The organism is Orrella dioscoreae (assembly GCF_900089455.2).
GTDB classification, from domain to species: domain Bacteria; phylum Pseudomonadota; class Gammaproteobacteria; order Burkholderiales; family Burkholderiaceae_B; genus Orrella; species Orrella dioscoreae.
On sequence record NZ_LT907988.1, the window covers coordinates 81,332 to 103,335 of the forward strand.

Sequence of the window (22,004 nt, forward strand, 5' to 3'; positions counted from 1 at the left end):
GTGCTTACGCTCCCTTCTTGGCCGGCGCCTTGATGGCGGGGCGCACGATGATGTCGGAGCCAGCATGGCCGGGGACGGCGCCCTTGACCAGCAGCAGGCCGCGTTCGACGTCCACGCGGACGACGTCCAGGTTCTGCACGGTACGCGTGACGTCACCGAGGTGACCCGCCATGCGCTTGCCGGGGAAGATGCGGCCGGGATCTTGCGCCTGACCGATCGAGCCGGGCACGCGGTGCGAACGGGAGTTACCGTGCGACGCGCGCTGCGAACCGAAGTGGTGACGCTTGATGGTGCCAGCGAAGCCCTTACCGATGGTGGTGCCCGTCACGTCGACCTGTTGGCCGGCTTCGAACACGCTTTCCACGGCAACCACGGCACCGGGCGTGAACTCGGCGGCGCGGGTGGGATCGAGGCGGAATTCCTTGAGGATGCTGCCGGCTTCAACGCCAGCCTTGGCGTAGTGACCGGTTTGCGGCTTGGCGACGCGCGAAGCGCGGCGGGTACCGTAAGCCAGCTGGACGGCGGCATAGCCGTCGGTCTCGAGAGACTTGACTTGGGCGACGCGGTTGTTGGACACGTCCAGCACGGTCACGGGGATGGATTCACCATCTTCCGTGAAAATGCGGGTCATGCCGACCTTGCGGCCCACCAGCCCGAGCCGGAATGCGGCAGGCGTGGGTGTCGGATTCGACATCGTTTTCTCCATTCCCGACTGCGATTGGTCGGGGCTAAAAGGCCCGGCACATGGCCGGGCATCGTGATTGGCGCCTGGCTTGAATCCCTGCCCCGGTTTCCCGAGTCCTGGATTCCGGCCCGCCGCGCCGTGCCGCCTTCAAATCGAAGGCAAAAACGCGCCGGACCACCAGACGACAACAAATAAGGTACTCGCCAAAAATGGCAAGTTTTCCAATATACCACGCTGCTCTCAAATTGAGCAACTGAAGGCATCGGGTAGCAGCGTAAACGCAACGACCGAGACTCAGCCGTTCGAATAAGCCCGCTGGCGCCACGACCGCGGCGCAAAGCCATACTGCTGGCGAAACGCCTTGGCGAAATGACTTTGGCTGGAAAACCCCGCATCACTGGCGGCTCGCGTCACCGATGCGCCGCCGTCCAGCCTGGCCGCGGCATAGGCCAGCCGTACACTGTGCAAGTGGCCGTGCACCGAGAGCCCGAAGCGCGCCTGAAACCCGCGCTGGAGTGCGCGTTCGGAGACACCCACGGCCCGGGCGAGCGCCTCGGCGGTCCACGGCAACGCGCACGCCTCAGCGATCTTCGCCACCGCCTCGGCCACGCCTGCCTGCACTGCGGCATCCCTCGGGCAGGCAGGCGGGTGCGCGCCGAGCACATCCAGGCACAGCACCAAGGCTTCCTGGATTCGTGTCGCCTGCCAGGCCTGGCGCAGCTCGGGATCCCGCAAAACGTCGCTTCGCGACAGCGCCTGCGAAACCTCGCGCAGCGATGGTCCTGCCGGCAGGCAGGCTGCCGCCGCCTCTGTCCTTTCCCCCTGCCCAAACACAGTGTGCAGCTTGTGAGCGAGGTCGCTCCTTCCCCAGCGCGTCAGGGCGTCCGGCGCAAGGCGGATGTCCACCATCCGCAGCGGGCTGCCGGCAGGCAAGCACCACAACCCATCCGCAGGCTCGAAGTACTGGAAGAGATAGGCTTGCCCCGCGTGCACCCGACGGGGTGGCAAGGCACCCAGCCGCACCTCGAAGGCGCCCTGCAGGCAAATCTGCAGTCCCAGGAGTGCCGTGCCGGGAGAGGGAATGTAGAGATCCTGTGCCGGCGTGCCGTCGATCCGGACCAGGCTGACATCCGGGGCGACGCGCTCCACCCCGACCAGTACCGCCTCCCAATGGACGGTGGACGGCACTGTCGGGAGGGTCGCTCGCCACCACTCGTGCGCCTGACGGGGGGCATCGTAACGACGCGGCAAGAGGGAGGCGTGCGACATGGGCGACGAGACTGCGGAGAAATCGCGCAAGAGTGAGGAAAAACCGCCAGACGGCAAGCAGACGTTCTGGAATGATACCCGCCAATGCAAATCATTCTCGTTATTTTATCCTGGAGCCCTTCGACATGAATCGTCGTTGCCTACGACCCTCCCGTCGCTTTGCCCCTTTGGCTGCCTGCCTGGGCGTGCTGGCAGCCTCTTCCGCATTCGCGCAATCCCAGGCCCCCGCGCAATTGGCGCCAGTGCTGGTACGAGGCGGCATCGACCAATCGCCCGAACTGGGGGACACCTATGCCGCCACGCGATCGCGCAGCGCCAGCAAGACCGATACCGCGCTGAGCTCCACGACGCAAGCCGTGAACGTGGTGACACGCACGGAAATGGAACGGCAGGGCTCGACGTCCGTGGCGCAGGCGTTACGCTATACGCCCGGCGTGACCGCGCAGTACGGCGATACCGACGCACGCCATGATTGGCTGACGGTGCGTGGCTTCACGCCCGGCCGCTACCTGGACGGGCTGCTGCTGCCCTTCGGTGCGCGCGGCTACTCCCAGCCTCGGCTCGATACCTATGCGCTCGAGCGCATCGAGGTCCTGAAGGGCCCATCCTCCGGCCTGTACGGACAGACCTCGCCCGGCGGCACGGTCGCCATGACCAGCAAGCGCCCCACTGCCGAGCCTTTGCGGGAAATCGTGGTACAGGGAGGCAGCTTTGATCGCTATCGCGGCAGCTTCGACCTGGGTGGTCCGGCTGATGCCGAAGGCCGCCTGCTCTATCGTCTGACTGGTTTGATCCAGGAAAGCAATTCCTCCTTCGATACGCTCACCGACGACAAGCGATTCTTCGCGCCCAGCCTGACGTGGCGGTTCTCGGCCGATACCAGCCTGAATCTTTCAGCCCAGTTCCAGGAAACCCATTCCCGCGGCGGTGGCGGCGCACCGGCCTTGCCAGTGAACGGCGTGCTGTGGCGATCGTCCGCAGGCGACATCCCGCGCGAGCGATATGTCGGCGATCCGGATTTCGACCGCTTCCACAACGAACAGCTGCTGCTGGGCTACACACTGGACCACCGCATCAACGACCGCGCCAGCTTCCGGCAGACCGCGCGCTACAGCGAGGTGGACACGCACACACAGCGCGTCCAGATCGGCCTCATGGCAACGGAAAAGGATGCGGTGCGCTATGCCTGGCGTTTCCCTGAGCGCTCGCGTGTCTTGCAGATCGACAATCAGTTGGATCTGCGCCTGCGCACCGGCCCCGTGTCGCACGCCTTGCTGCTTGGCCTGGATTACCTCCAGGAAGACTCTCGCTTCGAAGAGTCGGCACTGACGCTATTCATGCCACCCAGCTATCCTCTGTTCGACCTGCAGGACCCGCGCTATGACATCGGCCCCATCGCATCGCCGGCCGCCGCCATGAAAATCCGGCAGCGGCGGGACCAGTTGGGTGTCTACGCTCAGAACCTGATGTCCTACGAACGCTGGCAATTGACGCTGGCGGGCCGCTACGACCGTACCGACGCGACGACCCGCACCTGGCGGGCGGCCAGCAGCACCTGGAGCAGGGTCGACACCGACCCTGGCCGCCTGACTGGCCGTGTCGGACTGGCTTATCAATTCGACAGCGGCATCACACCATACGCCAGCTATGCCACCTCCTTCCAACCTGTGATGGGCACGGACCGCAATGGCGGCACGTTCTCGCCTACCACCGGCAAACAGTTGGAGCTGGGCGTGAAGTACGTCTCGCCCGACCAACGCCTGGTCGCGACTGCCGCGGCATTCCAGTTGGACCAGAAGAACGTCAGTGCGCCCGATCCGTTGAATACCAGTTTCAGCGTCCAGACTGGCAAGGTGCGGATTCGAGGCGTGGAGCTGGAAGCCAAGGCCAATTTCGACGCAGGCTGGGCGGTGACGGCGGGTTACGCCTATACCCAGAGCGAAATCCAGCGCACCAACGCGGGCAATACGAACGGGCAGGCCGGCAACGCGCTGGCGTTCGTCCCCCGCCATCAGGCAAGCCTGTGGCTGGACAAGACCTTGCAGGAAGGGCCGTTGGCCGGTCTCGGCGCCGGCTTCGGCCTCAGCTATCGCGGCAGCACCTATGGCGACAACGCGAACCGCTATGCCATTCCCGCGGTGACGCTGGCTGACGCGGCCTTGCGACTCGACCTGGCACGACTCAACCCGACTTGGCGAGGCGCCGATCTGGCGCTGAACGTCAACAACGTGTTCGACAAGAAATACGTGACGACCTGCTTGGGTCCCGTGGCCTGCTACTGGGGCGCCGAGCGCACAGTGATGGCCACCGCGCGCTATCGCTGGTAATGCCGCAAGGGCGCAGGGCCGGCCGGATCGACGGCCGTCGCTGCGCAACGCCAACTGGCTTGAAAGCAGAAAGGCCACGCTCCCGAGGGAACGTGGCCTTTCTGTCATGGCGGACGCCGAAGCATCCACCATGGTCATGCCGTATTACTGCAGCGCGATTTCGACGTCCACGCCAGCCGGCAGGTCCAGACGCATCAGGGCGTCGACGGTCTTGTCGGTGGGATCAACGATGTCCATCAGACGCTGGTGCGTACGGATTTCGAACTGGTCGCGCGAGGTCTTGTTCACGTGCGGCGAACGCAGCACGTCGTAGCGACGGATGCGCGTGGGCAGGGGAACGGGACCGCGGACGACAGCGCCGGTACGCTTGGCGGTTTCGACGATTTCGGCTGCCGATTGATCGATCAGCTTGTAGTCGAAAGCCTTCAGGCGAATGCGGATCTTCTGGTTTTTCATGACGTATTCCTAAAGAACGAAGCTGCGAGGCGGGCCGGAGACATTCCGGTCCGCAGGCGGAATGCCGGGCCGGGGCCCAGGCATCCGCCGCGAGGGGTATTACTTGAGGATCTTGGCGACGACGCCGGCGCCGACGGTACGACCGCCTTCACGGATGGCGAAGCGCAGGCCTTCTTCCATGGCGATGGGGGCCAGGAGCTTGACGACCATCGAGACGTTGTCGCCCGGCAGGACCATTTCCTTGTCGGCCGGCAGCTCGATCGTGCCCGTCACGTCCGTCGTGCGGAAGTAGAACTGGGGACGATAGCCGTTGAAGAACGGGGTATGGCGGCCGCCTTCTTCCTTCGACAGGATGTACACCTCGGCGGTGAAGTCCGTGTGCGGGTTGATCGAACCCGGCTTGGACAGCACCTGGCCACGCTCGACGTCTTCACGCTTGGTGCCGCGCAGCAGAATGCCCACGTTGTCGCCCGCCTGACCTTGGTCCAGCAGCTTGCGGAACATTTCCACGCCCGTGCAGGTCGTCTTGACCGTCGGCTTGATGCCCACGATTTCGATTTCTTCACCAACCTTCACCACGCCGCGCTCGATACGGCCCGTCACCACCGTGCCACGACCCGAGATCGAGAACACGTCTTCCACCGGCATCAGGAACGTACCGTCGATCGCGCGCTCGGGCGTCGGGATGTACGTGTCCAGCGCTTCGGCCAGCTTCAGGATGGCCTGCTCGCCCAGTTCGCCCTTGTCGCCTTCCAGCGCCAGCTTGGCCGAACCCTTCACGATCGGGGTGTCGTCACCCGGGAAGTCGTACTTCGACAGAAGTTCGCGGACTTCCATTTCCACCAGCTCGAGCAGCTCGGCGTCGTCGACCATGTCCGCCTTGTTCAGGAAGACGATGATGTACGGCACGCCAACCTGGCGCGACAGCAGGATGTGCTCGCGCGTCTGCGGCATGGGGCCGTCCGCGGCCGACACCACCAGGATCGCGCCGTCCATCTGCGCCGCACCCGTGATCATGTTCTTCACATAGTCAGCGTGGCCCGGGCAGTCAACGTGCGCGTAGTGACGCGTTTCCGTTTCGTACTCGACGTGTGCCGTGTTGATCGTGATACCACGGGCCTTCTCTTCCGGCGCCGCGTCGATCTGGTCGTAGCCTCGGGCTTCGCCACCGAACTTCGTCGACAGAACCGTCGTGATCGCAGCCGTCAACGTCGTTTTGCCGTGGTCAACGTGACCAATCGTACCCACGTTCACGTGCGGCTTGGTACGTTCAAACTTGCCTTTTGCCATGATCTATCCCTATCTCTAGCAAGGAAATTGTTTAACTGTTTTCACAAGGTCGAGCCGGCAGCCTTGGGCCGCCGGCCCGGATTTCTTACTTGGAACGGGCGCTGATGATTTCGTCAGCGACGTTCTTCGGAGCTTCGGCGTAGTGCTTGAACTCCATGGTGTAGGTCGCACGGCCTTGCGTCAGCGAACGCAGGTTCGTGGCGTAACCGAACATCTCGGCCAGCGGGACTTCGGCCTTGATGACCTTGCCGCCGCCAACCATGTCGTCCATGCCCTGGACCATGCCGCGACGCGAGGACAGATCGCCCATCACGGTACCAGCGTAGTCTTCCGGCGTTTCCACTTCGACGGCCATCATCGGCTCGAGCAGAACCGGGCTGGCACGACGCAGACCTTCCTTGAAGCCCATCGAGCCGGCCATCTTGAACGCGTTTTCGTTCGAGTCCACATCGTGGTACGAACCGAAGAACAGCGTGACCTTGACGTCGACGATGGGGTAACCCGCCAGCACGCCGGCCGGCAGGGTTTCCTGGATGCCCTTGTCCACCGCGGGGATGAACTCGCGCGGCACCACGCCGCCCTTGATGGCGTCCACGAACTCGTAGCCCTTGCCGGGTTCCGACGGTTCGACCTTCAGGACCACGTGGCCGTACTGGCCGCGACCGCCCGACTGCTTGACGAACTTGCCTTCGACTTCTTCGCAGACCTTGCGGATGGTTTCGCGGTAGGCCACCTGGGGCTTGCCGACGTTCGCTTCCACGTTGAATTCACGCTTCATGCGATCGACGATGATTTCCAGGTGCAGCTCGCCCATGCCCGAAATGATGGTCTGGCCCGATTCCTCGTCGGTCCGCACGCGGAACGAGGGATCTTCAGCGGCCAGGCGCGACAGGGCCAGGCCCATCTTTTCCTGGTCGGCCTTGGTCTTGGGCTCGACAGCCTGCGAAATCACGGGCTCGGGGAACACCATGCGCTCGAGCATGATGTGGTTGTCGACGTCGCACAGCGTTTCGCCGGTGGTCACATCCTTCAGGCCCACGACGGCGGCGATGTCGCCAGCCAGAACTTCCTTGATTTCCTCGCGGTTGTTCGCGTGCATCTGCAGGATGCGGCCGATACGTTCCTTCTTGCCCTTGATGGGGTTGTAGACGGTATCGCCCGACTTCAGGACGCCCGAGTACACACGCACGAAGGTCAGCTGGCCCACGAACGGGTCGGTCATCAGCTTGAAGGCCAGCGCCGAGAACTTCTCGTTGTCGTCAGCCTTGCGGGTGATGGCCTCGCCTTCGTCGGTCTCGCCGTCGACCGGGGGAATGTCCACGGGCGAGGGCAGGTAGTCGATCACGGCGTCGAGCATGCGCTGCACGCCCTTGTTCTTGAACGCGGTGCCGCACAGCATCGGCTGGATTTCGCCAGCGATGGTGCGGGTGCGCAGCGCGACGTTGATCTCTTCCTCGGTCAGCGAGTTGCCTTCCAGGTACTTGTTCATCAACTCTTCGGACGACTCGGCAGCGGCTTCCACCAGCTTTTCGCGCCATTCGTCAGCCTGGTCCTTCAGTTCGGCCGGGATGTCGGCGTAGTCGAACTTGGTGCCCTGGCTGGCCTCGTCCCAGATGATGGCCTTCATCTTGACCAGGTCGATCACGCCCTTGAAGTTGTCCTCGGCGCCGATGGGGATCACCACCGGGACGGGGTTGGCCTTCAGGCGCAGGCGCAGCTGGTCGTAGACCTTGAAGAAGTTGGCGCCGGTACGGTCCATCTTGTTCACGAAGGCCAGACGGGGCACGCCGTACTTGTTGGCTTGGCGCCACACCGTTTCCGACTGGGGCTGAACGCCACCCACCGCGCAGTAGACCATGCAGGCACCGTCCAGCACGCGCATGGAACGCTCCACCTCGATGGTGAAGTCCACGTGGCCCGGGGTGTCGATGATGTTGATGCGGTGTTCAGGATAGTTACCACCCATGCCGCGCCAGAACGCCGTGGTGGCGGCCGACGTGATGGTGATCCCACGCTCCTGCTCCTGCTCCATCCAGTCCATGGTGGCTGCGCCATCATGCACTTCGCCAATCTTGTGATTGACGCCCGTGTAGAACAGGATGCGCTCGGTCGTGGTGGTCTTCCCTGCATCGATGTGCGCAGAGATACCGATGTTGCGATAACGCTCGATCGGGGTTTTGCGGGCCATTTGGGTGTCCTTAAATTACCTGCTTACCAGCGGAAATGGCTGAAGGCCTTGTTGGCCTCGGCCATCTTGTGCGTATCTTCACGCTTCTTCATTGCAGCACCACGGTTTTCCGAGGCGTCGATGATTTCACCGGCCAGACGGAGATCCATGGATTTTTCGCCGCGCTTCTTGGCGGCTTCACGCAGCCAGCGCATGGCCAGCGCCAGGCGGCGCACGGGGCGCACTTCGACCGGCACCTGGTAGTTCGCGCCACCGACACGGCGGCTCTTCACTTCGACCAGCGGCTTGATGTTGTTGATGGCCAGGCTGAAGATCTCGATCGGCTCCTTGCCGGTCTTGGTCTGAATCTGGTCGAGCGCACCGTAGACAATACGCTCGGCCACTGCCTTCTTGCCGGACAGCATGACAACGTTCATGAACTTGGCGAGTTCGACGCTACCGAATTTGGGATCGGGCAGAATCTCGCGTTTGGGAACTTCGCGACGACGGGGCATGTTTGCTTCCTAGTGTCTGTTCAGTTGAACCGTGCACTGTTGCACGGCCACGATCGCCTAATCAGGCGACCACTTAGTGCCAGCGGGGAATCCGGAGATGCTTCACTGGCTGCACGACGCTGACCGGACATCCGGCACAGCGGTAAATCTGGACTGCTCGAAGACCTGGCTCAGGCCTGGGTTCAAGCCTTCTTCGGGCGCTTCGCGCCGTACTTGGAACGCGCCTGCTTGCGGTCTTTCACGCCTTGCAGGTCCAGCGAGCCACGCACGATGTGGTAGCGAACACCGGGAAGATCCTTCACGCGGCCGCCGCGCACGAGCACGACCGAGTGCTCCTGCAGGTTGTGGCCTTCGCCGCCGATGTAGGAGATGACCTCGAAACCGTTGGTCAGGCGCACCTTGGCGACCTTACGCAGAGCGGAGTTAGGCTTCTTGGGGGTAGTGGTGTACACGCGGGTGCACACGCCACGGCGCTGAGGGCAGTTTTCGAGCGCGGGGCTCTTGCTCTTGGCCTGGCTGACTTCGCGCGGCTTGCGCACGAGTTGGCTGATAGTAGGCATGACCTGTTGTTTATCCCTGTTGTCGACACGCCCACGTCGCGCATGTGTCTACGTCGCGACGTGTTTGTGACAAAGTTCCGTTCCTGGGCGGCTCACGCAAGACCGCAGCTTGGAACGGCCTACCGGGAGGTCTGCCGAAAAGAGCGGTTCCTGCAAAATGGCTTGGCGTAGGCCGGAATCCGAAAGCGTTGCGCTTGCAGTGCCAGCCATGCCCTTGGCGAAATTCCGGCAAGGCACGCCCAGGCCCCTTGCAAAATTTCGCTAAGCTCGCCAGTGTACCGGACGTTTTCGGGCCTGGTCAATATGCTTATGGCCTTGCCGCCCGGGCGGGCAACAGGGGATGAACCAGGCCGCCATCCGACAACCAGGAGAAGAAACCCCGTGGCATACCCCCTACCCAGGCGTAGAATCCCTTTTTTCGCCTGTCTGCGGCCTGTTGCGCCCTGCCTTCCATGACCGCCCTGCCCCCTGCGACCGCCCCGTCGGCCGAACTGGCTGCCGCCGTCCAGAAATCGGCGCTGCTGGGCCGCCCCGGCTTCCTGATACGCCGCCTGCACCAGATCCACGGCGCCCTTTTCCTGGAGGAAACCGCCGAATTCGGCATCACGCCCGTCCAGTACAGCGTCCTGACCGCGCTGGCCGAGCATGGCGAAATGGACCAGATCAGCATCGCGCTGGAGGTCGGCCTGGAACGCACCACCGTGGCCGAGGTCATCCAGCGCCTGGAGGGCCGGGGCCTGGTGCGCCGGCGGCAAAGCCCCAAGGACGGCCGGGTCCGGCTGGTGAAGCTGGCGCGCTCGGGCCAGCAGATGGTGGAAGGCATGGCCGAAGCCGTGCAGCGGGCGCATGATCGGACCATCGCGCCGCTGCCGCCGCAGGACCGTGACCAGTTGATGCTGCTGCTGATCCGTTTGTTGGAAGCCAACAACGATGTCGGCACCGTGCCCTTCCGCCTGCCCTGACACCGCGACATGCCGACCCCGCCCTCCCACGGCTTCGACAGCACCCAGGGCTACTGGCAGGCGCTGCTTGCGGCCGATGCGCTGGACATGCCGCTGGACGGCCCCTATCAGCGCGGCTACCCGGCCCGGCTGCCCGATGGCCGCTACCTGGTGCTGCCGCTGCGCGGCGTGCCGCGGGATCCCGACCGTTGCGTCGCCTCGCTGATCGCCAACCATGCCTCTTTTTCCGTCATCGACGCCCTGTGCGGCTTCATGGCCGACGCGGCCCGGCCGCTGGCGGCGGACTGCGTGGTGGGGCTGCCCACGCTGGGGCTGGCCTTCGCGCCCCAGGTGGCGCGCACCCTGGGCTTCTCGCGCTACGTCCCCTTCGGGTATTCACGCAAGTATTGGTACCGGGACGACCTGGCCGTGCCCGTCAGTTCGCTGACGTCGCCGGGCGCGAGCAAGATGCTGTACGTGGACCCGAACCTGGCCGGCAGCCTGCGGGGCGCCCGCGTGCTGGTGGTCGACGACGCCGTCAGCACAGGCCAGACGATGCAGGCGGCGCTGGCGCTGCTGGCGCGCTGCGGCGCCGAAGTCGCCGGCATTGCGGTGGCCATGCGCCAGGGCACGCGCTGGCGCGAGGTGCTGGTGGACCCCGCCGGCCAGCCCCTGCCCGTGGTGGCGGCCTTCGATTCGCCACGGCTGCGGCGCGTGGCGGATGGCTGGCTGCCTGAATAAAGAGGGGCGAACGCGGACGCCGCCTGGGTTCAGGGCTGGCCGGCAGCCGCCCGGGACAGGCTCCGTGCCACCGCGTCAAAGGCGGCCACCGCCTGGTCGATCGACGCGTCATCGATATGGCGATGCGTGACGCAACGCAGGCGCTGTGCGCCCCAGGGCCGCACGCGCAGTCCGGCCCCCTCCAGCGCCGCCACCCAGAACGCGCTATCGCGCCCCGTTGCCCGGACATCCACCTGAACGATATTGGTCTGGGGTTCGCTGGCCAGCAAAGGGCCGCCCAGCGCATTCAATGCAGCGCTCAGGTTGCGCGCGCGCGCATGATCCTCGGCCAGGCGCGCGCGCATGGCGTCGATCGCCACCAGACCCGCGGCCGCCACCACGCCCGCCTGCCGCTGCGTGCCGCCCACCATGCGGCGCAGTACCCGCGCGCGCGCGACGAGCGCGCGCGTGCCGGCAAGCACCGCGCCCACGGGCGCGCTCAGCCCCTTGGACAGGCACAGCGAAACCGTATCGGCATGCCGCGCGATCTCGGAGGGAGGCACGTCGAGCGCCACGGCTGCGTTGCATAGCCGGGCGCCATCCAGGTGGACCGCCGCGCCGTACTGGCGGGCCAGGTCGGACACGCTACGCATGTGATCGAGCGGCAGCACCGTCCCGCCCGCATTGTTGTGCGAGGTTTCCATCGCAACAAGGGCGCTGCGAAGCTTGTGGCCGCCGCCGGCCAGGGTCTCCTGCAGCACGCCAGTGTCCATCGCGCCGCCCTGCCCCGGCACGCCCAGATAGAACACACCCGTCAGCGTGGCCGCGCCGCGCTCGGACGTATACATATGCGCGCTCGACTCAAGCACCAGTTGCTCATGACGAGGCGCCTGCGCCAGCACCGCCAGCAGATTGGCCATGGTGCAACTGGGGACGAACAGGCTCGCCTCCTTGCCCAGCATGGACGCCGCGCCTGCCTCCAGGGCGCCCACGGTGGGGTCGCCCTCCAGGCCGTCGTCGCCCAACTCCGCGGTAAGCATGCGCGCCAGCATCTCGGGCGTGGGGCGCGTCACGGTGTCGCTGCGAAGATCCACCGCGAGGCGGCTGGCGTGGTCGGCGGAAGGAATATCCATCATTCGGGCTCAGTGCTGAAGAATCTTGGAAAGGAACTGGCGGGTACGTTCGGTGCGCGCCGACAGGTCGCCGAAGAAGGACTCCTTGAGGCAGTCCTCCACGATGCGCCCGCCATCCATGAAGAGCACCCGGTCAGCGACCCGTCGTGCGAAGCCCATTTCATGGGTCACGACCATCATCGTCATGCCTTCCTGCGCCAGGTCCGTCATGACGTCCAGGACCTCGTTGACCATCTCGGGATCCAGCGCGGAAGTCGGCTCGTCGAACAGCATCACCACCGGATCCATGGCCAATGCGCGGGCGATCGCGACACGTTGCTGCTGTCCGCCGGACAAGGCGCCCGGATGCTTGTCCTGGTGGGCGGCCAGGCCCACGCGCTCGAGCAGCGCTCGGCCGCGCGTGTGTGCCTCCTCGGGTTTGCGGCGCAAGGCCTGCACCTGGGCCAGGCAAAGGTTCTCCATGACGGTCAGGTGCGGGAACAGTTCGAAATGCTGGAAGACCATGCCTGCAATGGCGCGCAGCCGGGGCAGGTTGGTGCCTGGCGCGCCCACCGGGATCCCGTTCACCCGGATCTCGCCTTTCTGGAAGGGCTCCAGCGCATTGACCGTCTTGATCAGGGTCGACTTGCCCGAGCCAGAAGGCCCGCACACGACGACGACCTCGCCCTTGGCGACGCGGGTCGTGCAATCGTCCAGCACCTGAAACTCGCCGTACCACTTGCTGACGTGATCGATTTCTATCATGAGGAATCCTGTTACGGCGCGCGGGTCAGCGCGCCATGCGGGTGCGGCGCTCCAGGTGCTTGACCAGGCGCGACGCAATGAAGCAGATGACGAAGTAGACGGCGGCAACGAAGAGGTACATCTCGGCCAGGCGGCCGTCCCGTTGCCCCACCTTGGCGGCCGCCCCCAGGAAGTCGGTCAGGGACAGCACGTAGACCAGCGAGGTGTCCTGGAACAGGATGATCATGCGCGTGAGCAAGGCGGGCGTCATGTTGCGCAAGGCTTGCGGCAACACGACGAAGCGCAGGTTCTGCCAGGGCCCCAGGCCAAGCGCCATGCCCGCACTCAACTGGCCGCGCGGAATGGACTGGATGCCGGCGCGCAGGATCTCGCAGAAGTACGCCGCCTCGAACAGGGAGAACGTGATGATGGCCGAGTTGACCGCGCCCACCTGGACGGGCCGCGGCGCGCCGAGCACCCACGCGCCGATGTAGGGCACCAGGAAGTAGAACCAGAAGATCACCAGCAGCAGCGGAATCGAGCGCATGGTGTTGACGTAGGCCCCGGCGGGAACGGACAGCCAGGCGAACGGCGACAGCCGCATGACCGCCAGCACCGCGCCGAACAGCAGCCCGAAGGCGCCCGACACCAGCGTCAGCATGATCGAGAACTGCAGGCCGGTGCCCAGCAGGTAGGGAGCCGAATCCAGGATGACGGAAAAATCGAGGTTGCCCATCATGCGTCCTTCAACGGCTCTTGTCCGCGCCAATCAGGCCCGGCACCGCCCAACGCCGCTCCAGCGCGCGCATGCCGCGCGCCACCAGGCCATTGAGCAACAGGTAGATCAGCGTGGCGGCGGTGAAGGCCTCCAAGATGTGGAAGCTGAACTCCTGCATGGCGCGGGCCTGTCCGGTCAGTTCCAGCAGGCCGATGGTCAGCGCCACCGACGAATACTTGATCGTGCCCATGAACTCGGACGTCAGCGGCGGGATCACGATGCGGAAGGCTTCCGGCAGGATCACGTGCCGATACAGCTGCCGCTGTGTCAGCCCCAGCGCGATGCCGGCCTGGAACTGGCCGCGCGGCAGGGACTGTATGCCCGCGCGCAATTGCTCGGCGATCCGCGCCGAGCCGTAGCAGCCCAGGCACAGCAGCGCCGGCAGGAACTGGCCCCAGGGTTGCGGCATCTGCTTCAAGGCCAGCCCCCAGGCACGCGGCAGCAGTTCGGGCAGGACGAAGTACCAGAGGAACATCTGCACCAGCAGCGGGATGTTTCGGAACAGCTCGACGTACGCGGCCCCGATCAAGTTCGCCGGCCGCGATGGCACCGTGCGCATCACGCCCAGCATGGCGCCAAGCAGCAGGGAGAAGACGATCGCGCCGCTGGCCAGGGCCAGCGTCCAACCCGTGCCGATGAGGAGGGTCTGCCAATAGGCATGGACGCCATTGGGCGAGAGGTCCAGGAAGACGGACCAGTTCCAGTCGTAGTTCATGATGCGCGCCACGCACGCCGGGACGCGCGGCCCATGCCAGCACGCCCCGGCCGATCAGGGATCAGAGATAGTCGGCCGGCTCGCCCGAGTCGGAGGGATTGGCCAGCGCGCGCTTGAGCACGTCGCTCATCGGATAGCGCAGGTTGATCTGCTTGGGCGGAATGGGCGAAGTGAAGTATTTGTCGTAGATGCGCGCCACCGTGCCATTGCGGATCAGCTCGCGCACGGCGTCATCCACCGCCTTCTTGAAGGCGGGATCGTCCTTGGGTTGGACGATCCCATACGGCGCCACTTCGAGGCCCTTGGTGCCCACCACGAAATCATCCGGCCGGCGCGCCGATGCCACCGCGCCATACGCCAGGCCATCGTCATTGACGGATGCCGAGGCGCGGCCGCTTTCCACCATCAGGAAGGCCTCGGCCGTGTCCTTGGCGGGCAGGACGGTGATGCCGTACTTGTGCGCCGCGTTCAATTGCGAAATCAGCTTGAAGGTCTGGCCGCCGGCCTGGGCAGTCACGGTCTTGCCACGGAAGGAATTCAGGTCATTGACGTCGACCCCGCCATCCTTGCGCGCCACCAGCACCACCTGCGCGACGAAGGTCGTCGGCGCGAACGAGACGAACTTGTGGCGGTCGGTCTTGTTGGTGGTGTTGCCGCACTCGAGGTCGATCGTGCCATTGCCGATCAGCGGCAGGCGCGTGGCGGACGTCGTGGGGTTGTAGCGCACGGTCAGGGCGGGCAGGTTCAGGGTGCGCTTGAGTTCGTTCGCCACCTGCTCGCAGATCTCGACGCTGTAGCCGATGGGCTTCTGCTGGCCGTCCAGATAGGCGAACGGCACCGACGTTTCCGGATGGCCCAGGGTGATCACGCCGGTCTGGCGCAGTTTGTCGATACGGCTGCCGCCGTCGGCCCACGCAGGCGCGCAGGCCAGCGACGCGACGGTGAGGATCGCTGCTATGGCTTTCATGACGTTTTCCCTTGTAGCCGCTGTCGCGGCATGTTCTATATCGTCCGGCTGGTGCCGGTCCGCTTGCAGCTTCTGCCTGCTGCTGGCCAAAGTATGGGGGATGGCCTATCGTTGACGCCAATACCAATCACGTATCCATTCATACATTTCTGATATGCAGAAGACCCGCCTGGCGCTGCGCCACATCGAGGCATTCCGTGCGGTGATGCTGGGCGGCTCCATGACCGAGGCCGCCAGGCGGCTGCACACCTCGCAGCCGCAGGTCAGCCGGCTCATCTCGCAGCTGGAAACGATCACCCAGTTCGCGCTGTTCGACCGCAAAGGCAGCAAGCTGTCGCCCACCGTCGACGGCCTGCGTTTCTTCGAGGAAGTGGAGAAGACCTTCATCGGCCTGGCGGGACTGGAGTCCGCCGCCGCGGGCATCCGCTCCTTCGGCGCGGGGCGCCTGAGCGTGGCGGCCATGCCCCGGCTGGCGGGAGGGCTGCTGGCGCGCATCGTGGCGCGCTTCAAGGCGCAGTATCCCGAAGTGACGGTGTCGATCCATTCCGGCTCCGACACCGCCGTGAACCACTGGATCGCCTCGGGTTTCTGCGACACCGGCCTGGCGATGCTCTATGGCGAGTCGCCCCACATCCAGGTCGAGCCGGTGATCACCACGCAGTGTGTCGCGGTGCTGCCGCCTGGCCATCCTCTGGCGCGCCACCGGCGCCTGAAGCCCGCGGACTTCGCGGGCTTGCCGTTCATCTCGTTTCCGCCGGGCGCCCCCATGCGCGAACACGTGGACCAGATCTTCACGGCGGCCGGCGTGGAGCGCGGCGTGACCGCCGCCGAGGCCAGCCTCGGCGCATCGATCTGCGCGCTGGTGGCGCAGGGCCTGGGCGTCAGCCTCATCAACCCCCTGGCGGCACGCGAGGAAAGCCAAGGCTCGGGCCTTGAGATCCGCCCCTTCGCGCCCTCGGTTCCGCTGTCCATTGCGTTGCTGTTCCCGCCGTACCACACGCGGTCACGGCTCGTGACCGTCTTCAGCCAGCTGGCGCGCGACGTGATACGGCAGGAGCTCGACTGGCTCAGGCCCAGGCGGTAGCCCCGCGGGCCGCCAGGCCGTCAGAACGGGAACGCCCGCTTTCCCATCTGGATGGTCACCCACTTCACCTCCGTCATTTCCTCGATGGAGGCCATGCCGCCCTCGCGGCCGAAACCGCTCTCCTTGACGCCGCCGAAAGCGATGTGCGGCTCGTCCGAGATCGTCGCGTCATTGATGTGCACCATGCCCGATTCGGCGCGCAGGGCGAAATCCATGGCCTTCTGCATGTCGTTGGTCACGATGGCCGAGGACAGGCCCGCCGAGGTGTTGTTCGCCAGGGCGAGGGCCTCCTCGTAGTCCTCGGCGCGCAGGATCGACGTGACGGGACCGAACGACTCTTCCTGGTAGATCGGCATGTCGGGGGTCACGTCCGCCACCACCGTGGGCTGGAAGTACGGGCCGTCGTGCGTGCCGCCGCAAAGGATGCGCGCGCCTTGCGCCACCGACTCGGCAAGCTGGCGGGCGATGAAGTCGCACTGCGACGGGCGGATCAGCGGCCCTACGATCGTGGCGGGATCGCGCGGATCGCCCACCTTGATCCCATGCGCCTTGCGCACGAATTTCTCGCAGAAGGCGTCATACAAGGGCGCCTCGACGATGAGGCGCGAGCTGGCCATGCAGACCTGCCCCTGGTGATAGAAGATGCCGAACGCGGCGGCGTCCACCGCGTAGTCCAGGTCTGCATCCCTGAGCACGACCAGGGGGCTCTTGCCACCCATTTCCAGCGTGACGCGCTTCATGTGCCTGCCCGCCTCCGCGGCCAGCAGGCGCCCGACCCGGCTCGACCCGGTGAAGGTCAGGAGCCGCACCCTGGGATCGGAGACGAGCTTCTGGCCCACGATCTCGGCGGACCCCGGCACGACGTTGAGCACGCCCGGCGGCAGGCCCGCCGCCTCGAACACCTCGGCGATCTTCAGGCCGGACAGCGGCGCCAGTTCCGAGGGCTTGAGGACGAAGGTGTTGCCCGCCGCCAGCGCGAAGGCGACCTTCTTCATGGCCAGCAGGAAGGGCGAGTTGAACGGCGCGATCCCGGCCACCACGCCCAGGGGTTGGCGCAGGGTCATGGAAAGCTGGCCCGGCTGGCTGGTCGGGAAGGTATCGCCGTGCGGGCGGCGCACGCAGCCGGCGGCCACGCGCAGGCATTCGATGGCATACCCCACTTCCCATGGCGCCTTCAGCATGACCGAGCCGGTTTCCTCGATGATCAGGTCGCGGATGGCATCGGCCTGCTGCGCGATGATCTCCGCGGCGCCCAGCAGCAGCGCCTCGCGCTCGGGCGCGGGCATCGCCGCCCAGGCAACGCGCGCGCGGTGCGCGCTGGCAAGCGCGTCCTCGACATCCTGCGCACTGGCCTGCGCGATCCGCGCGAAGGCCTGCCCCGTGGCGGGATTGATATCGTCGGCGGCCGCGGCATCTCCGCCGGGACGCCATTGGCCGTCGATGAACATCGGCTGGACGGCGAGGCTGGCCGCCAGGTGGGTATCGATACGATTCATGCTGTGCTCCTGTGGGTCAGTCTGGAACGGCCGGGCTGGCGGGCAATACGGATTTGGGCAGCATCACGTGGACGCCCTTGTTGACGTCGACCATCTGCGTGACGCGCAGGTCCGCCGCGATGCTGCACAAGCTATAGGCGTCCACGGGAAGCAGGCCCCATCCCTCCACCAGCCAGGCAATCATGTTGCGCAGGGCCTGGCGGGCGGCGTCGTCGAGGTCCTCGTCCATGCCCATGGAGATGAGATGGGTCGGGCTTTCGGCGCGGGGAAAATCGAGCGACAGGTCCTTGCGCACGGTCAGCCGGAACACGCCGGACAGGCTGGTCTCGATGGCCGTCAGGCAGACCTCGCCATCGCCTTGCGCGGCATGGCCGTCACCCGCGGAAAAGAGCGCGCCGGGATTGAAGACCGGGAAATACACGGTCGTGCCCTGCACCAGGGCCTTGTTGTCCATGTTGCCGCCATGCTCGCGCGGGATGGTCGACGTGATGCGGCCATAGTGCGGCGGCGGAGCGACGCCGAAATTGCCGAAGAACGGCGCCAGCGGCACCCGCGAGCCCCATGGCAGCGTGGCCACGCCGGCCTGGCAGTCCAGGTCGATGTGCAGGCGGCGCGCCACCGGGAAATCAGCGGGCAGCGTTCCGTGCAGCGGCAGGATCAGATTCCAGCCCCAGTCCTGCCGCAGCGAGATCTCCAGGATGTCCACCTGCAGCACGTCGCCCGGCGCCGCCCCTTCCACCCATACCGGACCGGTCAGCAGATGCGGGCCGGGACCGCGTGGCGTGCCCGCCAGGACGTCGCGATGCTCGGGCAGCAGGCGCGACGCGTCGTGCAGGTCATCCGGTTCACCCGACAGGGAATCGAGCGCCACGGTGTCGCCCGAGGCCACCCTCAGGACGGGCTGGCTGGCCGCGTCCCAATATCCCCATTGCACGGTGTCCGGACGCGCGGGCAATCGATGATGTGTCATGCCGTGTGCCTCATCCCTTCACCGCGCCCATGGTCAGGCCGCGCACGATGTGCTTCTGCAGCAGGAACACCGCGATCAGGACCGGCACCAGCGAGATCATTCCCACGATCGCCATCTGCCCCCACCGCACGCCCTGGGTGGTGATCAGCATGGGGAAGGCGACGGGCAGGGTCTTGACTTCCTGTCCGCCCAGCATGAAGGCGAAGAGGAATTCGTTCCAGGCGAAGATGAAGCACAGCATCCCCGTCGCCACGATGCCCGAGCGCAGCAGGGGCAGCACCACCCGCAGGAACACCGCGTAACGGGAGTAGCCCTCGACCATCGCCACCTCCTCCAGCTCGACGGGCAGGTCGCGGCAGAAGCTGCGCAGCACCCAGATGTAGAAGGACAGGTTGAAGGTCAGGTAGGCCAGCGTCAGCCCCAGATAGGTGTCGATCAGCCCGACCTGGGAAAAGATGAGATAGAAGGGGATGACGAGGCAGATCGGCGGCGCCATGCGCGTGGCGAGCACGAAAAGGAAGAGGTCGTCGCGAAAGCGGATCTCGAAGCGCGCGAAGGCATAGGCGGCCGGCGTGCCGATGAGCACCACCAGCAAGGTGCTGAACGAGGCCAGCACGAAGGACGTGCCGAGAAAACCCAGGAACCCGCTGTCGTAGACATAGCGGAAATGCGCCAGCGTCGGCGTGAAGAGCCAGGCCGTGGGACGCGCGAACATGGCCGAGTCCGGCCGGAACATGAACGTGGCCAGCCACAGGACGGGAAACAGCGCGATGAGCGCGATCACCGCCGTCAGGCCGGTCCATAGCCAGGCGTGCGGCGGGGAGGCGGAACGAGACATGGAAAGGTATCCTCAGAACGCGTTGAGCTTCTTGCGGGCGACGTGATAGAACACGTTGCACAGCAGGAAGAAGCTGATCCAGACCAGCACGGCGAATGCCGCCGACTCGCCCAGCCGCCATTGCTCGAAGCTCATCTTGTAGGCCAGCATGCTGGGCGACTCGGTCGCGATCCCCGGCCCGCCGGCGGTCAGGATGAAGATGGAATCGAAGACCTTGAAGGCGTCGATGAAGCGCAGCATGCCGATCACCGCCAGCAGCGGCGCCATGAGCGGAAGGGTGAGGCGCAGGAACATCTGCATGGGCGTGGCGCCATCGACGGCGGCCGCGCGATAGGGGCTGACCGGCAGGGCCTGCAGCCCCGCGAAGAACGCCAGGATCATGAACGGGGTCCACTGCCACACGTCGACCAGCGCGAGGGCAAGCAGGGCGTAGTCGGTGGACGAGAACACCGAGGTCCCGGCCAGCCAGCCGAAGCGCTCCAGCACGTTGTACGACAGCAGGCCCCAGGACCCCGCGAACATCACCTTCCACAACAGGCCGACCAGGATCGGCGCCATCATGGTCGGGATGAACAGCAGGGGCAGGAGCACGCTGCGCCCCCACACCCGCTTGTTCAGGATGAGCGCGCCCGCCAGTCCCAGGCCGAACTCCAGCGGCACCGCGATGAGCACGAACTTCGCGGCGACCGCCAGGCTGTTCCAGAACCGCGCATCGTTGAACAGGCGCAGGTAGTTGTCGAACCCCGCGAATGCGCCGATCTGCCCGAAATTGATCTTGTGCAGGCTCAGGAAGACCGCAAAGCAGAAAGGCACCAGGCTCACCACCACCAGCACGAGCAATGCCGGCGCGATGAGCGCATAGGGAAACCAGGGGCTGTGCACGCGATTCATTGCGGGGCTCCGGACGGGATCAGAGGGTGCACTCGGTGCAGATGGACAGCAGCTTCTTCTGCCCCTGCGCCACGGCCTGCTCCGGCGTGAGCTTGCCGATGCCGACCTGCTGCACGATCGGGCTGAGTGCCGAGTCGATCTCGAAGAAGGCAGGCAGCTTGGGCTTGGCCACGGCCACTTCCAGCGACTGCTTCATGGCGCCGTACAAGGACTGGCGCTCGGGCTGCTGCATGACCGGCAGCGCGAAGGAGGACTGCCTGATCGGCACGCCGCCCGCGCCGGCCTCCAGCAACTGGGCCTGGGTCTGGGCATCGACCAGCCACTGCATGAAGAGGAAGGTGGCCTGCTTGTTCTTGCTGTAGCGGCTCATGGCCATCAACGATGGCTCCGCGCCCGCGCTGTGCGTGGCCTTGGCTTGCGGGTTGCCGGGGATGCCGCCATAGACGAACTTGCCCGCGTAGGCGCCGCCATTGGGCCGGTCCACGCCCAGGACGAAATCGCTCCATGCGATCGACTGCGCGGCAATGCCGTTGCCCATCACGGTGGGCACGTCCACCAGCGAATATTCGGCCTGTCCTGGCGGGGCGAATTTCCACAGTTCGGCCCAGAAGCGCAGCGCATCGATGTTGGCCTGGGAGTCGAAGGCCGGCCGTCCCTGCGCATCGAACAGGCCGCCGCCCCAGTTGCGCAGGAACACCTCCCACACCGTGGTGAACGTGGTGCCGCCCGGAATGCCCTCGAGCACGATGCCGTAGAAATCGCTCTTCAAGGTTTCGCCGGCCAGGGTGTCGCCTGCCTTGCGCGTGAAGAACTCGGCGATGTCGCGCAGCTGCTGCATCGTCGCGGCCGGCGCCAGCGGATAGCCATACCTGGCCTGGAAGGCCTCGCGCTCGGCGGGGTGCTCCAGCAGGTCCTTGCGGCCCCAGTAGATCTGGTTGTAGTTCCAGGTCAGGAAGCCGTAGCGCTTGCCGCCGTGCGCCACCAGGCTCTCATGGGCCGGATTGATGAGATCGTCCAGGCGCAGGTCGGGATTGGCGAGCGCCGCGTCCGAGGCATAGGCGTCTATCGGTTCCAGGGTGTTGCCGGCCAGCAGCGGCCCCAGCTGCAAGCCATGCAGCATGATGGCGTCGTAATGGCCCCGGCGCGAGAACAGATCGGCCTGGCCCTTGTTGATCACGTCGCCATGGCTGAGCAGCTCGTACTCGACCTTGATGCCCGTTTCCTCGGTGAATCGCGGCACCAGCTTGCGCATGGTCTCCTGCAGGGGCGTGATCTCGTCCAGCACGCGGATGCTGGCGCCGGCATAGGGCTGCGCCGCCTCCTTGTAGGACCAGGCCTGCGCGGGCAAGGCCCACGCGGCCAGCGCGCAGGCGGACAGGAACGAACCAATTGCGGGTAGTGCTTTGGCTGCCAGGCGGGCAGCGTGGGGCTTGCTCATCTTTCGATCCTCGCGGTAAGTGACTCCGGACTGACGCGTAC

21 protein-coding genes are annotated in these 22,004 nt (G+C 65.6%); 4 read left to right on the forward strand and 17 right to left on the reverse strand.

The genetic code is table 11. The annotated features are described in order from the left end of the window. Positions 1–4 precede the first annotated feature (4 nt). On the reverse strand, positions 5–694 hold the full coding sequence (rplC, locus tag ODI_RS00455; RefSeq protein WP_067758249.1) for a 50S ribosomal protein L3: 690 nt from the start codon (positions 692–694) through the stop codon (positions 5–7). A gap of 285 nt (positions 695–979) precedes the next feature. Then, positions 980–1,954, reverse strand: coding sequence for a helix-turn-helix transcriptional regulator (locus tag ODI_RS00460; RefSeq protein ID WP_067758251.1), 975 nt, complete (start codon positions 1,952–1,954; stop codon positions 980–982). 125 nt (positions 1,955–2,079) lie between these two features. On the opposite strand from ODI_RS00460, the gene ODI_RS00465 reads away from it, so the two are divergent. Further along, positions 2,080–4,281 (forward strand): TonB-dependent siderophore receptor, encoded by a 2,202-nt coding sequence (locus ODI_RS00465; protein ID WP_067758254.1) that lies wholly within the window; start codon positions 2,080–2,082, stop codon positions 4,279–4,281. A gap of 144 nt (positions 4,282–4,425) precedes the next feature. Here ODI_RS00465 and rpsJ read toward each other — a convergent pair whose 3' ends face one another. The 5 genes from rpsJ to rpsL all read right to left on the reverse strand — a co-directional run bounded on the left by rpsJ (position 4,426) and on the right by rpsL (position 9,269). After that, entirely contained in the window at positions 4,426–4,737 is a 312-nt protein-coding gene (gene rpsJ / locus ODI_RS00470; protein ID WP_019937402.1) for a 30S ribosomal protein S10, read from the reverse strand. A gap of 99 nt (positions 4,738–4,836) precedes the next feature. Further along, positions 4,837–6,027: an elongation factor Tu gene (gene tuf, locus ODI_RS00475; RefSeq protein WP_067758359.1), complete on the reverse strand. Its 1,191-nt coding sequence runs from the start codon at positions 6,025–6,027 to the stop codon at positions 4,837–4,839. 85 nt (positions 6,028–6,112) lie between these two features. Then, the gene (gene fusA, locus ODI_RS00480) at positions 6,113–8,215 is read right to left on the reverse strand and encodes an elongation factor G (RefSeq protein ID WP_067758259.1); all 2,103 of its coding nucleotides are present in this window, start codon (positions 8,213–8,215) and stop codon (positions 6,113–6,115) included. Between the two features lie 23 nt (positions 8,216–8,238). Continuing rightward, positions 8,239–8,709 carry a 30S ribosomal protein S7 gene (gene rpsG, locus ODI_RS00485; protein ID WP_067758264.1) on the reverse strand — a complete coding sequence of 157 codons (471 nt, stop codon included), beginning with the start codon at positions 8,707–8,709 and terminating at the stop codon, positions 8,239–8,241. A 182-nt stretch (positions 8,710–8,891) separates the two neighbouring features. Further along, positions 8,892–9,269, reverse strand: a complete 378-nt coding sequence (rpsL, locus tag ODI_RS00490) for a 30S ribosomal protein S12 (RefSeq protein WP_067758267.1) — start codon at positions 9,267–9,269, stop codon at positions 8,892–8,894. Positions 9,270–9,721: 452 nt separating this feature from the next. Here rpsL and ODI_RS00495 point away from each other — a divergent pair, with 452 nt between their 5' ends. Both ODI_RS00495 and ODI_RS00500 read left to right on the forward strand, forming a co-directional pair. Next, positions 9,722–10,231 (forward strand): MarR family winged helix-turn-helix transcriptional regulator, encoded by a 510-nt coding sequence (locus tag ODI_RS00495; RefSeq protein WP_067758270.1) that lies wholly within the window; start codon positions 9,722–9,724, stop codon positions 10,229–10,231. Positions 10,232–10,240: 9 nt separating this feature from the next. Beyond that, on the forward strand, positions 10,241–10,951 hold the full coding sequence (locus ODI_RS00500; RefSeq protein WP_067758273.1) for a phosphoribosyltransferase: 711 nt from the start codon (positions 10,241–10,243) through the stop codon (positions 10,949–10,951). A gap of 29 nt (positions 10,952–10,980) precedes the next feature. Here the strand turns inward: ODI_RS00500 and ODI_RS00505 are convergent, their stop codons facing one another. The 5 genes from ODI_RS00505 to ODI_RS00525 form a co-directional block, all read right to left on the reverse strand. Continuing rightward, a complete protein-coding gene (locus tag ODI_RS00505) occupies positions 10,981–12,066 on the reverse strand; it encodes a threonine aldolase family protein (RefSeq protein WP_067758275.1) in 1,086 nt (361 codons plus the stop codon). 6 nt (positions 12,067–12,072) lie between these two features. Beyond that, complete coding sequence (locus ODI_RS00510) at positions 12,073–12,807, reverse strand: amino acid ABC transporter ATP-binding protein (RefSeq protein ID WP_067758277.1); 735 nt, start codon at positions 12,805–12,807, stop codon at positions 12,073–12,075. 25 nt (positions 12,808–12,832) lie between these two features. After that, entirely contained in the window at positions 12,833–13,522 is a 690-nt protein-coding gene (locus ODI_RS00515) for an amino acid ABC transporter permease (RefSeq protein ID WP_082985473.1), read from the reverse strand. A gap of 10 nt (positions 13,523–13,532) precedes the next feature. Further along, positions 13,533–14,279 (reverse strand): amino acid ABC transporter permease, encoded by a 747-nt coding sequence (locus ODI_RS00520; RefSeq protein ID WP_067758436.1) that lies wholly within the window; start codon positions 14,277–14,279, stop codon positions 13,533–13,535. 61 nt (positions 14,280–14,340) lie between these two features. Continuing rightward, entirely contained in the window at positions 14,341–15,246 is a 906-nt protein-coding gene (locus tag ODI_RS00525) for an amino acid ABC transporter substrate-binding protein (RefSeq protein ID WP_067758282.1), read from the reverse strand. Between the two features lie 154 nt (positions 15,247–15,400). Between ODI_RS00525 and ODI_RS00530 the strand changes: the two genes are divergently transcribed. Next, on the forward strand, positions 15,401–16,330 hold the full coding sequence (locus tag ODI_RS00530) for a LysR substrate-binding domain-containing protein (protein ID WP_082985467.1): 930 nt from the start codon (positions 15,401–15,403) through the stop codon (positions 16,328–16,330). A gap of 20 nt (positions 16,331–16,350) precedes the next feature. On the opposite strand, the gene ODI_RS00535 is transcribed toward ODI_RS00530, so the two are convergent. From ODI_RS00535 to ODI_RS00555, 5 genes are read right to left on the reverse strand one after another with little or no spacing between them, the layout of a single operon-like run. Next, entirely contained in the window at positions 16,351–17,826 is a 1,476-nt protein-coding gene (locus ODI_RS00535) for an aldehyde dehydrogenase family protein (RefSeq protein WP_197707129.1), read from the reverse strand. Positions 17,827–17,842: 16 nt separating this feature from the next. Further along, the gene (locus tag ODI_RS00540; protein WP_067758286.1) at positions 17,843–18,796 is read right to left on the reverse strand and encodes an acetamidase/formamidase family protein; all 954 of its coding nucleotides are present in this window, start codon (positions 18,794–18,796) and stop codon (positions 17,843–17,845) included. Positions 18,797–18,806: 10 nt separating this feature from the next. After that, a complete protein-coding gene (locus ODI_RS00545) occupies positions 18,807–19,634 on the reverse strand; it encodes a carbohydrate ABC transporter permease (protein WP_067758289.1) in 828 nt (275 codons plus the stop codon). A gap of 12 nt (positions 19,635–19,646) precedes the next feature. Continuing rightward, positions 19,647–20,525, reverse strand: a complete 879-nt coding sequence (locus ODI_RS00550; protein ID WP_197707130.1) for a carbohydrate ABC transporter permease — start codon at positions 20,523–20,525, stop codon at positions 19,647–19,649. A gap of 19 nt (positions 20,526–20,544) precedes the next feature. Beyond that, positions 20,545–21,963, reverse strand: a complete 1,419-nt coding sequence (locus tag ODI_RS00555; protein ID WP_082985468.1) for an extracellular solute-binding protein — start codon at positions 21,961–21,963, stop codon at positions 20,545–20,547. Between the last annotated feature and the right edge of the window lie 41 nt (positions 21,964–22,004).